General features: G+C 38.3%; 13 protein-coding genes. 2 read left to right on the top strand and 11 right to left on the bottom strand.

Annotated elements, in window-relative coordinates; translation table 11 throughout:
• The 9 genes from lpxD to PVV63_RS03505 all read right to left on the bottom strand — a co-directional run bounded on the left by lpxD (position 1) and on the right by PVV63_RS03505 (position 10,709).
• Positions 1-1,047, bottom strand: coding sequence for a UDP-3-O-(3-hydroxymyristoyl)glucosamine N-acyltransferase (gene lpxD, locus PVV63_RS03545; RefSeq protein ID WP_273790671.1), 1,047 nt, complete (start codon positions 1,045-1,047; stop codon positions 1-3).
• A gap of 65 nt (positions 1,048-1,112) precedes the next feature.
• Complete coding sequence (bamA, locus tag PVV63_RS03540; RefSeq protein WP_273790670.1) at positions 1,113-3,509, bottom strand: outer membrane protein assembly factor BamA; 2,397 nt, start codon at positions 3,507-3,509, stop codon at positions 1,113-1,115.
• Between the two features lie 211 nt (positions 3,510-3,720).
• Positions 3,721-4,869 carry an RIP metalloprotease gene (locus tag PVV63_RS03535; protein WP_273790669.1) on the bottom strand — a complete coding sequence of 383 codons (1,149 nt, stop codon included), beginning with the start codon at positions 4,867-4,869 and terminating at the stop codon, positions 3,721-3,723.
• A 15-nt stretch (positions 4,870-4,884) separates the two neighbouring features.
• Entirely contained in the window at positions 4,885-5,700 is an 816-nt protein-coding gene (locus tag PVV63_RS03530) for a phosphatidate cytidylyltransferase (protein ID WP_273790668.1), read from the bottom strand.
• A gap of 724 nt (positions 5,701-6,424) precedes the next feature.
• Positions 6,425-6,985, bottom strand: coding sequence for a ribosome recycling factor (gene frr, locus PVV63_RS03525; protein WP_273790667.1), 561 nt, complete (start codon positions 6,983-6,985; stop codon positions 6,425-6,427).
• A 37-nt stretch (positions 6,986-7,022) separates the two neighbouring features.
• A complete protein-coding gene (gene pyrH, locus PVV63_RS03520) occupies positions 7,023-7,742 on the bottom strand; it encodes a UMP kinase (RefSeq protein WP_273790666.1) in 720 nt (239 codons plus the stop codon).
• 157 nt (positions 7,743-7,899) lie between these two features.
• Complete coding sequence (gene tsf, locus PVV63_RS03515) at positions 7,900-8,823, bottom strand: translation elongation factor Ts (protein ID WP_273790665.1); 924 nt, start codon at positions 8,821-8,823, stop codon at positions 7,900-7,902.
• A 102-nt stretch (positions 8,824-8,925) separates the two neighbouring features.
• Positions 8,926-9,705: a 30S ribosomal protein S2 gene (gene rpsB, locus PVV63_RS03510; RefSeq protein WP_273788135.1), complete on the bottom strand. Its 780-nt coding sequence runs from the start codon at positions 9,703-9,705 to the stop codon at positions 8,926-8,928.
• Positions 9,706-9,872: 167 nt separating this feature from the next.
• On the bottom strand, positions 9,873-10,709 hold the full coding sequence (locus PVV63_RS03505; protein ID WP_273790664.1) for a cell envelope integrity EipB family protein: 837 nt from the start codon (positions 10,707-10,709) through the stop codon (positions 9,873-9,875).
• Positions 10,710-10,854: 145 nt separating this feature from the next.
• Between PVV63_RS03505 and PVV63_RS03500 the strand changes: the two genes are divergently transcribed.
• Together PVV63_RS03500 and PVV63_RS03495 are read left to right on the top strand one after the other, a co-directional pair.
• Positions 10,855-11,316, top strand: a complete 462-nt coding sequence (locus PVV63_RS03500; protein ID WP_273790663.1) for a RidA family protein — start codon at positions 10,855-10,857, stop codon at positions 11,314-11,316.
• Positions 11,317-11,450: 134 nt separating this feature from the next.
• Positions 11,451-11,873 (top strand): HIT family protein, encoded by a 423-nt coding sequence (locus PVV63_RS03495; RefSeq protein ID WP_273790662.1) that lies wholly within the window; start codon positions 11,451-11,453, stop codon positions 11,871-11,873.
• 7 nt (positions 11,874-11,880) lie between these two features.
• Here the strand turns inward: PVV63_RS03495 and clpA are convergent, their stop codons facing one another.
• Complete coding sequence (gene clpA, locus PVV63_RS03490; RefSeq protein ID WP_273790661.1) at positions 11,881-14,232, bottom strand: ATP-dependent Clp protease ATP-binding subunit ClpA; 2,352 nt, start codon at positions 14,230-14,232, stop codon at positions 11,881-11,883.
• A 6-nt stretch (positions 14,233-14,238) separates the two neighbouring features.
• Entirely contained in the window at positions 14,239-14,610 is a 372-nt protein-coding gene (clpS, locus tag PVV63_RS03485; RefSeq protein WP_273790742.1) for an ATP-dependent Clp protease adapter ClpS, read from the bottom strand.
• Positions 14,611-14,755: the final 145 nt, after the last annotated feature.

The raw sequence follows: 14,755 nt of genomic DNA, 5'->3' as shown, positions 1-14,755 counted from the left end.
TCAGCGTTTCTCCTTTTTAACTTTTCCCATACTGCGCAACGCCGCTACTTCACGAAACCATTGTTTAAATGGTCGCGCTGGACTACCTCCCCATTTTTCGCCATCCGGAATGTCATTCATAACACCACTACGAGCAGCAATCTGAACAGATTTACCTATTATGATGTGATCAGCTACTCCCACACTTCCGCCAAGCTGAGACATATCCCCTATAGATGTACTTCCCGCAATGCCACATTGAGCGGCAATAAGACAATAGCGGCCAATTTTTACATTGTGGGCAATTTGTACAAGATTATCAATCTTGCTTCCTTCACCAATAACAGTATCTTGAAATGTCCCACGATCAATAGTCGTGTTCGCACCAACTTCTACACCATCCTCAATAATAACACGACCAAGCTGTGGAATTTTCTCGATCCCAACTCCGCCTCCAACATAACCAAAACCATCTTGTCCAATGCAAACGCCAGGATAAAGCTGAACCTTATCACCTATTATAGAACACTGAACTGTTACCTTAGGAGCAATATAGCAGTCACATCCAATACGGCAATTTTCACCGATAACAGCTGTGGATGAAATAAGAGTTCCTGCACCAATCTCAACATTTTTACCAATAACAGCTCCAGCTTCAATACACACATCATGTGCCAACTTAGCCGTTGGATGAATATGCGCATGTAATGAAATCCCCTTCTGCCCCAACCAAGGCATTGGCTTGACAGAATCTGGAAACAAAATACGACCAATCTGAGCAAAGTCACGCTGTGGTGTGGATGTCACCAAAATTGCCATAGTTTCGGGAACTTTAAAAACAATCTCATTCGTACACAAAACAGCAACAGCAGAACTGTCCAGTAAAGCATCAGAAAACTTCCGATGCTCTACAAAAACAAGCGAACCTTCCACCGCACTCTCAAGTGAAGAAAGAGTATTGATAACTTTATGAGAAAACTCTGGATTAAGAAGCTTTGCACCCGTCAACTCAGCAGCATTTGCAACTGTCAATCGTCGGGACGGCGTAAAAAAAAATGTATCCGCCATCAAAACACTTTCTCTCCCAGCTTAAGCTATTCTCTTCAAATTTTTCCTTCTTAAAATCGCTCAAATCAGAACTTCGTAGAAATACCAAAATTCAATTGTTGCAAACGATCACCTTCCTGCTTCGTTATTGGCCAAGCATAATCAAAACGCAAAGGACCAAACGGAGAATCCCACATCAAACTCACACCTGCAGATGAACGCCAAGCACTTTTGGTATTGGTAACAGACGGTTCACCCTGAAAAACGGCTTTATAATTATTGCCATAAAGCGTGGCAATATCCGCAAATAAAGCACCGCGCAACCCGAATCCTTCAGGCACAACAGGGATAGGAAACTGTACTTCAGCAGTCGCATTCATATATGTCGTTCCCCCCAAGAAATAAACCTCACCCTTACTGGAAACCTGGCGCGGACCTATTCCATTATATTTGAACCCTCGAATCATATCAGAATTTACTTTAAACATATCGAAAATACGAACACCTTCTTTGCCTACTTCATGGATATAACCACCCCCAAAGGAAAGCAAACCAACGATATCCTTCTGGTCAGAAAGAGTCTTGTACATCATCGCCTTACCCGTGGTCTTCAAGAACTTTGCACTCCCACCAAGCCCTGCATATTCCTGAAGCAGATGCACGTACCACCCATCATGGGGGGATCTCATATCATCAATCGTATTATAGGTGAAACCATAACTAATTGATGAACGTTTCCAAGGGCTGTGTTTTGCAGCTTGAACAATCGCACCAGAATATTTCCCATATAATTCTATTATGTCACCCTCTTTGTCAAAATCATACTCTCCGCCAAAATCATATTCTTCCTGCACATAAGAATAAGCTACATTAGCAGATAATTGATTATTAATAGGTAACGAAAACCGCAACGATCCACCTGTCTGCCGTACATCATAGGCTTTATCAGCACGATAAGTACTACGAAAAACATCAACGCCAGCAGATAAACGATATCCTAAGAAATAAGGATCAACAAAGGATAAATTATAATTACGAGATTTTTCTTGCCCCGCACCTAATCCTAAACGAACATATTGACCACGTCCCCCAAGATTACGTTCAGTAACAGAAACTTCAAGTGACATACCAGGACTTGTTCCCCCTGTTGTATACCCTCCAGAAAGAGAGAGATCTCCTGTTGAAGCTTCAACGACATCTATTACCAAAACAACTTGGTCAGATTGATCTGTGGGAACCATTGAAATATTAACGGCTTTGAAGAAACCTAAACTTTCTAGACGACGTTTCGCCCGCTGTAGTAAAGTTTGATTGTAAGCATCTCCTTCATTTAAATCAATCTCACGGCGAATGACGTAATCACGCGTTTTCTCATTGCCACGTATATCAATACGTTGAATATAAGCACGTGTACCCTGTTCAATATTATATAAAATTGAAATTGTATGATTTGCTAAATTACGATTTCCCCGCGGTTCAACTTTAGCAAAAGCATATCCCGAATCAGCAACTTTGTTATTAATAGTTGCAACAGACTGCTCAATATCTTCTGCACTATAAACATTACCTGGCTGGGTTTTAAGCACCCTTTTCACAGATTGAACGTCAATTCCATCAACATCACTTTCAACCTGAATATCGCTAATTTTATAGAGCGCACCCTCATCAAGAACGAAAGAAATTTTATACGTATTGCTTGCTGCATCAAAAGTTGCTTTAGAAGAGACTACACGAAAATCTGCATAACCACGGTTATAATAAAAGCGACGTAAAGCTTCTTCATCAACAGCGAGGCGCTCTTCACTGTAAACATCACCTCCCAACAACTTCGAAAAAATTCCTGAAGTTTTTGTTGAAATCACATCACGCAAACGGCGACTTCCAAAGACACTATTGCCCTTAAAAGTGATATCACCAATCTTTGTTTTTTTCCCTTCAACGACATTAAATACCACATTAACCCGCCCTTTTCCAAGGTTAATCGTTTGAACGTTAACAGTGATATTATTACGACCAAGAGTTTTATAAGCCTCACGAATTGTATTTATATCAGCAGAAAGCTTAGCAGAATTAAAAGGCTCATTCGGTTTTAAAGAAATAAACCGCTTAAGATCTGGGTCTTTAAAAGATTTATTTCCTTGAAACAATATTTGATTGACAACCTCATATTCTTTTACGAATACAACCAATTTATCACCCACCGGATTTATTTTAACATCATAAAATAAACCCAATTCGAAAAGGTTCTTCACAGCACTATCAACATCACCACTGGAAACACCTTGCCCAACCTTAATCCCCATATTGTCTCGAATCGCCTGAGAACTTACAAACTTATTCCCACGAACCTCAATAGAGCGGACTACAGACGCTTGTATTTCTCCGACCGCAGCAATTGACATAAAAACCGTTGCTGGGGCAATCATCCCCATCTTTAACACCAATACAGATGCTGCATTTAAAAACTTTGAATTCGTAGTCATTGGCTTTTTTACCTTACTCTCGTTCCTTGGACATGATGCCTTAAAAAGCTAACTGCCATAACAACCTTTTTACAGCTTTACAGCGAGACTTTTCATTCCTTAATTACTCATTATAACCTACAACGCCACAACATTTTGTAGACATGGTAAACAACCTTAAATTTGTTTTTGCTATTATTACTTAATTTATAAAGCGTTTTCCATAATTTAATTAGCTAAACCAACAAAAATAATCATTAAAAAAGACAAAGATCATAAAAAGGAGAAGAATGGAAAAACCTAAACGAAAAACAATTCCCTGAATTTTGGTAGATATTCTCCTCCCAGTAATGACCTCAATGACATGCAATAAAAGATGCCCACCGTCAAGCGGTAGAATCGGAAAAAGGTTAATAAGCCCAACACTTATTGAAAGAAAAGCTGCCAAATTCAACAAAGAGATAAAACCTGTCTCGCTCACTTTCCAAGCAATTTTAACGGTTTTAGAAGGTCCACTTAGCCGACAACGATCCTCTTTTCCTCCTATTAAACGACTCATAAAAAGAACAGTTTGAGTGGCGATAAACACAGTACGGTCTGACGCTTCTCTTACAGCTGTTACAAAACCATAGCGAATATGTTTTATATAAGTTGGATCTAAATGTGCTGGATTATTTAAATCAACAGGAACACCTACACCTATCATAGCACTTCGTGTTCGATTACCAAATCCATCATCTCGCTCAACGACTTTCGGGGTAATCATCGTTGTAAAGACTCGCCCCATGCGTTCTATTTTAAACTCTATGGGTTCTCTTCCATGAAAAGCTACATAATTCATCAAATCTTCAAAGCTTTCAACCCGTCGTCCATCCATTTCAACAAAACGATCACCTAATTCCAAACCGGATTGAAGAGCAGGGCTATCTTTTACCAAAGAACCAACAACGGGCTCAATGGCTACACGACCATAGATAAAGAAAAAAAATGTTAGAATAACAACAGTAAAAAGGGCATTGAAGAAAGGACCGGCAAAAACAGTTGCTGCTTTTTTCCAAGCATGCGCACTAGCAAATGAACCATCAACAATCAGAGATGATTGGGATGATTCCGTATCGATTTTTTCCTCATCCCCAACAAATTTTACATAACCTCCTAAGGGGATAAGTGCTAAACGCCACTTTGTGCCATGCTTATCTGTATAACTCGCTATTTCTGGTCCAAATCCAAGCGAAAAAATTAACGCCTTAATACCACACCACCGACCAATGAGATAATGCCCAAATTCGTGCACAAAAATGATAATCATAATGATGAAAAGAATACTCAAACTTCTTAAAAGAAAATCACCCATAGTGACGATATGATTTAAAAGTTCCAAACGATCTTCTCCCAATTAGATCATACTAAAAAGATTAAAAGGCGCATCCATATCAGACATAAATGAACCAATTAAATAAAGAAGAAAAGCTGCCCCTACCAATCCATCTATACGATCCATAAAACCACCATGTCCAGGCAATAAAGAACTAGAATCTTTAACAGAAAACCGTCTTTTGAGCCACGATTGCCCTAAATCACTCAATTGTGAAACAATTGATAAAACAAGTGTAAGGAGTGGCACAAAAAAACTAGCTAAATTTATATCAAAAAATCCAAAAGCAACCCATATACCACCGAAAACTCCGACAAATGTACCACCAAGTGCTCCTGACCATGTTTTATTAGGAGAAAATTGTGGTGCTAATTTAGGGCCCCCTAATGCACGTCCGATAAAATAACCACCAATATCTGTTCCCCACACTATCGTAAATAAGAAAATAACAACTTGGAACCCCAACATTTCATGATCCCGTAGAAAGCATAAAGCAACAACAGGAAAAGATGCATATAAAAAACCACAAAAAACCCAACCACTCTTTTTTATAGATATAATAGCCAACACCGCAGCCAAAACGATTAAAACACAAAAAATCAACGGAGCAGATACACTCAACACTAAAAAAAAGCCAAAGATCAAGTAAAAGATACTTGCTAATATTTTTTGTAAAACACACCACTTCTCTTTAGTAATACTCATCCACTCATAAAGAACAAAACCGCCAATACACCATACAAATAAAAAAAAGAAGTTTCCTCCCAACCATGTTAGATACAACGCAATAACGCCAAAAACAAAAGCTGTCAGAATACGATAAACCAAATTAGACAAAACAACATCCAAACAATAAAAATAGAAAATACAAGCCCTGAAATTAACGCAAGAAAAATTCCCCTACGCAGTGTTTTTATCTCATACCTGTATAATTTCTCTTATAATTTATCATAAATAATTCAGTCTACTAAGATAGCGCTTATGAGACTAATAATCAATGAAAACAGCTTCAAAAATCTCAGTCAAGATTAATCCTAAATATTTTTTTAATATTTTCTCAAATATAAAATGAAAAAGCAGCTACCTCTACCCCATACAAATTAACTAATATAGGTTTCGTATAAAAACACTTTTCTATCAACTATTCGTCATTAAAAAACGAATTACGCCACATAACATCTGCTTGATCGATCATACCCACATGTTTTATAATGAGAAATAAGAGAAAGGTTAGGCTTAATATTCTTTCCCCAACCTTCATCTTAGAATATTTGAATAATTTCTAATAATGCTTTCATTATGCAGTTTAACAAAGACGTACTCAACTAAAAGCCCACACTATGCTGTTAAATAGTGTCTTCCAGCAAAGGGCATGATTTACCACGCAGATTAAAAAATTTAAACATCTGCCCTTTCAAATCAGTCTCTCCCATATCAAAATGATAGAATACCTTCCTGCATCACACCTTGCTATCACAGAACACACCACCCCTCCTATTATCCCTAGAAACAATTTACAGGCTTGGGAGTGTAACATCTTTTTTCTAGCGACAAAACCGTCTTAAACGTGCATAATTTCAGATTCTTTTACGGCTAAAATTTTATCAATATCAGCAATAGTTTCATCTGTGAGTTTTTGAACTTTTTCAGACAAACTATGGGCTTCATCTTGTCCAATTTCACCATCTTTTTCTAACTTTTTCAAATTGTCCAGACCATCCCGACGGACATGACGTGTAGCAACACGCGCTTGCTCTGCATAGTGATGCGCAATTTTTACAAGTTCTTTACGGCGCTCTTCATTCAACTCAGGCAAAGGAATACGTAGATTCGTACCATCAGTTATGGGATTTAAACCAAGACCAGAATCGCGAATAGCGCGCTCTACAGCTCCGACCATCGTTTTATCCCATACAGAAACAGAAAGCATCCGAGGTTCGGGAACAGAAATATTAGCAACCTGATTTATATGCACAACAGAACCATAAGATTCAACGGTCAACGGCTCTAATAAACTGGCCGATGCACGTCCAGTCCGCAAACCACCTAATTCATGTTTAAAAGCCGTAATGGCACCATCCATGCGACGTTTCAGATCATCCATAATTGATGTAACATTCATATTCCTGTCTCCTTCAATTGTCCTTTGAAGCTTACCCTTATTCCGATACTATTGTAAAGCGTCCTGTTCCATTCAAGACCTTAGCCAAACCGCCTTTTTCATGAATGGAATACACAATAATCGGTACATTGTTCTCACGTGCTAAAGTGACCGCCGTTGAATCCATAACAGATAATCCCCATTGCAAAACTTCAACATGTGTTAATTGGTCAAAACGCTTAGCCGTAGGGTCTATTTTTGGATCTGCTGAATAAATACCATCAACTTGTGTTCCTTTAAGAAGGACATCCGCACCAATTTCTGCTGCACGTAAAGTAGCAGCAGAATCAGTGGTAAAAAATGGATTTCCTGTACCACCTGCAAAAATAACAACTTTTCCCTGATTCATATAAGCTATTGCTTTACGTTGCGAGAAACTTTCACAAATTTGTGGCATAGCAATCGCAGAGAGTACAACAGTTTCAACCCCTAATTTTGTCAAAGATGTTCGCAATGCTAAAGAGTTAATAGCAGTTGCAAGCATTCCCATATGATCACCTGTCACTCGGTCCCCACCATGCGAAGCAACAGCAACGCCACGAAAAATATTTCCCCCACCGATAACAACCGCAACTTCTATCCCCATTGTGCGCACTTCTGCAATATCAGCGGCAATACGGTCTACAACAGAAACATCAATGCCAAAATTCTGCCCTCCCATAAGAGCTTCACCAGAAGCCTTTAAAAGAATACGTTTATACGGAAGTGCTAATGCCATTAATAATCTCCCCAAAAGCCCATTTACTTTTTGCTTTTGACATCACGAAGGGCACCACTTTTTTCACGTGACGCCCTCTCAACAATTACATTGTTCCCCTCAGAGATTCTACAACCAACGATATGACTTTAAATCTCTGTTCAAGAGTTTGCAATAACTAGCCTTTTACAGCAGCAGCAACCTCTGCAGCAAAATCAGACTCCTCTTTTTCCACACCTTCACCTAATGCAAAACGAATAAAGCCTGTAATTTTTGCTGGAGCACCAATTGATTTCTCAGCATCCTTTAAAGCGGCCTCAACAGTTATATCAGGATTCATAACAAAAGCTTGAGAAAGCAAAACAACCTCTTCAAAAAACTTACGCATACGTCCTTCTACCATTTTTTCAATGATATTTTCAGGTTTTCCAGACTGACGTGCTTGATCTGAAAAAATTGCTTTTTCACGCTCAACAGCAGCAGCATCAACATCTTGTGCTGTAAGTGCTAATGGATTGGTTGCCGCAATATGCATCGCGACCTGCCGACCAAAAGCAAGAGCAGCTTCCTTATTTCCTGTTGTTTCAATCGCAACCAAAACACCAAGTTTTCCAAGCCCATCAGCCACACTATTGTGTATATAAGTCGCAACAACACCATTCTCAACAGACAATTTAGCGGAACGACGAAATGTCATATTTTCGCCAATTGTACCAATTGCATCTTTAATCGTAAGCTCTACAGTCTTCTCAGAGCCTGGATAAAGAGAAACAGAAACAGATTCAACATCCCCTAGCGTATCTAAGGCAGCAGTTGCTACTTTACGCACAATGTCTTGGAATCCATCATTGCGTGCAACAAAATCTGTTTCAGAATTAATCTCAACCAAAACTGCATGTGAATCTTTTGATACGACTCCGATTAATCCCTCAGCTGCTGTACGACCAGCCTTTTTATCTGCTTTAGCTATTCCTTTTTTACGAAGCCAATCAACAGCAGCTTCCATATCACCATTGGTCTCTGCTAGAGCGGCTTTACAGTCCATCATACCAGCGCCAGATAATTCTCGAAGTTCTTTTACTTGTGCAGCAGTAATGCTCATATTTGCCTCTTTATTTTGTAACAGTGAAAGCGTGCAAAATCCCTCTGCACGCCTATAACTTCTTCTTTAGACAATAAAAGTACCTTAATTAGGCGTTTTATATTATTCAGAAACTTCTGAAACTGCATTTTCTTCCAAAATAGGCTCCACAGGTGCATCAACTTGAGCTCCTAAATCGATACCCATTGCTCCTTGCTGGCGTGCAATACCATCAAGAGCAGCACGGGCAAAAAGATCGCAATAAAGAGAAATTGCACGTGAAGCATCGTCATTACCTGGTATTGGATGTGTTACGTCATCGGGATCACAATTGGTATCAATAATAGCAATCACTGGAATACCTAAACGTTTTGCTTCTTGGAGTGCAATATTTTCTTTATTCGTATCGATAACAAAAATAAGATCTGGAACAGAACCCATATCTTTAATACCACCAAGCGCACGATTAAGCTTTTCACGATCACGTTCAAGATTTAAACGTTCCTTTTTGGTAAAGCCTTGCGCTTCAGCAGCAAGAATTTTATCAAGCTTCCGCAAACGATGGATCGAATTGGAAATCGTTTTCCAGTTTGTGAGCATGCCGCCAAGCCAACGTGCATTAACGTAATACTGGGCGGAACGATTCGCCGCATCTGCGATAATGTCAGATGCTTGCCGTTTCGTACCAACAAAGAGAATACGACCACCACGCGCTACAGTATCTGAAACAAGTTTAAGCGCTTGGTGTAAAAGTGGAACGGTCTGAGCAAGGTCAATAATATGGATATTATTACGCTGACCATAAATATAGGGAGTCATTTTGGGATTCCAGCGATGAGTCTGGTGACCAAAATGCACACCGGCTTCTAAAAGCTGGTGCATAGTAAAATCGGGTAGTGCCATAAATCTTATCCTTTCCGGTTCAACCTCCGCGGAAAAAGCAGAAAGACCTGCTACCGGCGGATGCTTGCTAGAATTTTCTCACAGATCATTTGCAAACACCCAGACTCCGCGTGTGGAATAGCGCAAACATACTAATATTTGATTCTTTTTCAAGTTATTTTCTTTAATCATTTAATATTTGCATTTTCACATTGATTAAGATCTTTTCCAAGTTCCAAGAATTCGAGACTGTTCAATTTTGCACGCACTGAAAAAGTTCCATAATCTATATGAAGATCACGCATGACACCATTCTCATGTAAGAGAAAACTGCTACGATAAACCGGCAAACCATCTTTATTTTCTCCATCATCAAAATAAGAAATTGTAACAGGCCAATATTCTTCTTCATCCAATTTTCTTACTTTTTCCGTTTCGCTATCAGATAAAAGCGTCTTCTTTTCCCCGATGACGATACTTTCTTTTATAACTTTATCTGCTTTATTTGTCCCATCAAATACAGTAACATTGTAAAAATGATCTCCTGCTTTTGCATGGCGGATAATATTTTTTAGTTGCATTATTGGAAATTCAGCCATTGCAAGCTTATACTCTTTTTCCTTTGGCTTTTTTAAGGTAACTGTAATACCATCTTGAGTACGCTCCGCAACCCCCTCGGCACGATGCACAACCTCTTCTCCCTCTTGATCTGTGATATTAAAACGAAATGTACGGCTGTCTCCTGTCTCATAACTCGTCGTCTGTTGATCCGTCAAACGTACTGGCATATCTTCAATGTGAACACGGCTAATGAAACGAAAACGTGTGCTATAGCCTTGGCATGCCGAACCAGTAAGCTCGTAAACCATTCGTCCTGACATCGCAGAAATTGTCATTTCATGAGAAACACTATCGAGATGAAAATCATAAATTGCTCGATGAGGCACAATAAAAATGGGCTCTTCAGCTCTCGCAGTACATAAAAAAACAATATATAAAATTATTATAAATAATGATCTAATCATTCCCAACTTCCGAACTTTATCCCCGTTGCATAACATCATACAATAAGGCAAAAAAGGCTAATTTCTCAATTAACCACACATTTTCTTAAATCAAAAAATAGATTATGCAATGAATATATTATAGAGCAGCTATGGAGTTAACATTATGACCAATATGATTGAAAAAAACTTAGAGAAGTTCGGAATCACTCTTCCTGAAGTAATCTCCCCCCTTGCCAATTACATCACCACTTCACAAAGTGGCAATCAACTCTTTATTTCTGGACAACTCCCTCTTATTAATGGAAAACCAATAGCCATCGGTAAAGCTGGTGCAACTGTGAATACCGAACAAGCCCAAAAAGCATCCGAAGCTTGCGCTCTCAATATTCTCGCGCAACTCAAGGCAACTCTGGGTGACTTAAATAAAATAAAACGTGTGGTAAAAATTACTGTTTTTGTGGCTGTAGATTCTCATTTTACCGATATTCCTTTTGTTGCCAATGGAGCTTCTAATTTATTCGTCAATATCCTTGGTGAAATTGGAAAACACGCCCGTTCTGCTATTGGTGTTGCCTCTCTTCCTATGGATGTTCCTGTAGAAGTTGAAGCTATCATAGAAATCTAAACCTTCATTAAGACAGTGCACCATCCTAAATATAACTGAAGTCAAAATACTTCTTTGTCTTACACTCTGATAAACCTTGCATTTTTTCGTTTTTAAATTAGAATCTTAAACTTACAATAAAAGGAAATATTTGTATGAAACAAGCTTACGACAATAACAATATTTTTGCTAAATTGATTCGCAATGAAATCCCTTCTGTTCGTGTCTACGAAGATGATGATGTTATTGGATTTATGGATATCATGCCACAGGCACCAGGTCATACGCTGGTCATTCCTAAAAAAGGCTCGAGAAACTTACTTGATGCAGATACTGAAACATTATTTCCTGTTATTAAAGCTGTTCAAAAAATTGCAAATGCCGTCAAAAAAGCCTTTCAGGCAGATGGCATAACTGTCATGCAATTTAATGAAGCAGCTAGTCAACAAACCGTTTATCACCTCCATTTTCATATTATACCACGTATGAAGGGAATAGAACTTACCCCTCATAATGATATGATAACACCTACAGAAATACTTGAAGAGAATGCAAAAAAAATCCGTGCTGCCTTATAACACACTCTTAAGTTGTTGAGCTTTTTTTTCCTACACGTTTTTTTGTAAAATTTTCCATTTTACTTTTCTTTGAACTTACAGATATATCGGAAGATGAAATTTCTAACTGTAAGCTTTCTTTTTTACCATTTGATTTTTGTGTCAATACGCGAACGGTACCACCATTGCGTAACTTTCCAAATAAAATTTCATCAGCTAATGGCTTTTTAATATATTCTTGTATAACACGCCCTAATGGGCGTGCTCCCATCTGAGAATCATATCCTTTATTGGAAAGCCATAAAGTTGCAGAAGGGCTTAATTCAAAACAAATTCCCCGATCAGCTAATTGTGCTTCAAGCTGAAAAATAAATTTTTGCACTATCTGATTGATGATTAAATGAGATAAAGGTGCAAACGGAATAATTGCATCTAACCGATTACGAAATTCTGGTGTAAATAACCGATTGATTGCTTCTATATCCTCACCATCACGATGTACTTTCCCAAATCCAATAGCTGATTTTGCCATATCTGAAGCACCCGCATTGGTCGTCATAATCAAAATAACATTGCGGAAATCAATTTTCTTACCATTATGGTCTGTTAATCTACCATAATCCATTACCTGCAATAAAATATTAAATAACTCTGGATGCGCTTTCTCAATCTCATCTAGCAATAGAACTGCGTGAGGTTTCTGATCAACGGCATCTGTAAGGAGACCTCCTTGATCAAACCCTATATAACCTGGAGGTGCTCCGATTAAACGTGCTATCGTATGCCGTTCCATATATTCTGACATATCAAAACGCAATAATTCAATGCCTAAAGATGATGCAAGCTGTTTTGCAACTTCAGTTTTTCCTACACCTGTTGGTCCTGAAAATAAATAACTTCCTATTGGTTTATCAGGTTCGCGTAAACCTGCTCGCGCCAATTTTATGGATGAAACTAAGATGGAAATTGCCTGATCTTGACCATAAACAACATGTTTGAGTTCTCTTTCAAGCTTACTCAGTATCTTCTGATCATTCCGGGAAACTGTTTTTGGTGGAATTCTTGCAATTGTAGCAACAGTCGCTTCAATTTCTTTAACACCTATACTCTTCTTGCGTTGTTTTTGTGGCAAAAGCTTTTGCGCTGCGCCACTTTCATCAATAATATCAATTGCTTTGTCAGGTAACCTACGATCAATTATATAACGTGAAGATAATTCTACAGATGCCTTCATCGCCTGATCTGTATATTTAATCTGATGAAAATCTTCAAAGTAAGGCTTCATCCCTTGCAAAATCTTAATCGCATCTGTAACAGAAGGTTCATTAATATCAATCTTCTGAAAACGACGTTCTAAAGCACGATCTTGTTCAAAGAATTTGCGATATTCTCTATAAGTCGTCGAACCAATACATCGCATAGTTCCAGAAGATAATACAGGTTTCAAAAGATTTGCTGCATCCATATTTCCCCCTAATGTCGCTCCTGCTCCAATTAAGGTATGAATTTCATCAATAAATAAAATAGCATCTGGATACAGCTCAAACTCTTTAATAACTTGCTTTAAGCGTTCTTCAAAATCACCGCGATAACGTGTACCTGCAACAAGTCCCCCCATATCAAGAGAAAATATTGTTGCATTTGATAAAACTTCAGGTACTTGCCCATCAACAATGCGTTTTGCCAATCCCTCAATTATAGCGGTTTTCCCCACTCCAGGATCACCAACCAAAAGCGGATTGTTTTTCGACCTTCGACATAAAATCTGAATCATGCGTGAAATTTCCATTTCACGGCCAATTAATAAATCAATTTTTCCATTACGTGCTTTACAATTGAGATCAACACAATAATTCGTTAAAGCACTTGTTCCTCTTTCACCATTATCCGAAATCTGCTGATCTAATTGCTCTTCAAGTCCTTCAAGTAACATGGATAACCCATCATCACGCGTGACACCCTGTGAAATAAAACGTACAGCATCATAGCGTGTCATTCCCATCTCTTGAAGAAAATATGCTGCATGGCTTTCACGTTCAGAAAAAATTGCAACAAGAACATTTGCCCCCGATACTTCATCTTTTCCAGCCGATTGTGCATGAATCACCGCACGTTGGATAACACGCTGGAAAAAAGCTGTAGGCTTTGTATCCTCATCAGCTCTAATCTGTTCATCTAACTCTGAGCGAAGATAATTGGTTAAGCGCTCTCGCAATTCCTCCACATCTACTTGGCAAGCCTGAATAACGGAATTTGCATCGGCATCATCTAACAGCGCAAGTAGAAGATGCTCTAATGTTGCATATTCATGCCGTGCTTGAGTAGCAATTGTTAATGCACGATGTAAAACCTCTTCAAGACTAGGTGTAAAAGATGGCATAGCTCCTCACTTCCATTCCATTACACATTGTAACGGATGTTCATTTTGACGCGCACATTCTCTCACTTGTAATATTTTCATTTCAGCGACTTCATAAGTATAAGTCCCACATTCTCCTATCCCATTGTGATGAACATTTAACATTATCCGCGTTGCCTCTTCGAAACTTTTTTTAAAAAAGTTCTTCAAAACAAAAACAACAAAATCCATAGGTGTGTAATCATCATTAAGCAAAAAAACTCGACATAATTTAGGTTTTTCGAGTTTTTCTCTAGCCTTAGGCATTATAACCGCACCATGCCTACCTTCATCCCAATTCTTGCCCTTTTCATTATGCATAATATGAGCTATAGAGTTTATTATGAGCGTCTGTCCCATTATCGTTTTCCATGCAGCACATTTTTTATTAATTTTAAATTCTTTCATAACTATTGCAATACCTGTTTGTATTAGAAAAAAATTTCCCTCTATGGTTAGACTTCAATCACTCACTCATAAAATAACTTCTGTAAACAAATTAGTA

It is taken from the genome of Bartonella sp. CM31XJBT (assembly GCF_028618555.1).
GTDB lineage: Bacteria > Pseudomonadota > Alphaproteobacteria > Rhizobiales > Rhizobiaceae > Bartonella.
Note: the sequence above shows the minus strand (reverse complement) of the source record. Positions and strands in the feature narration are given on the sequence as shown.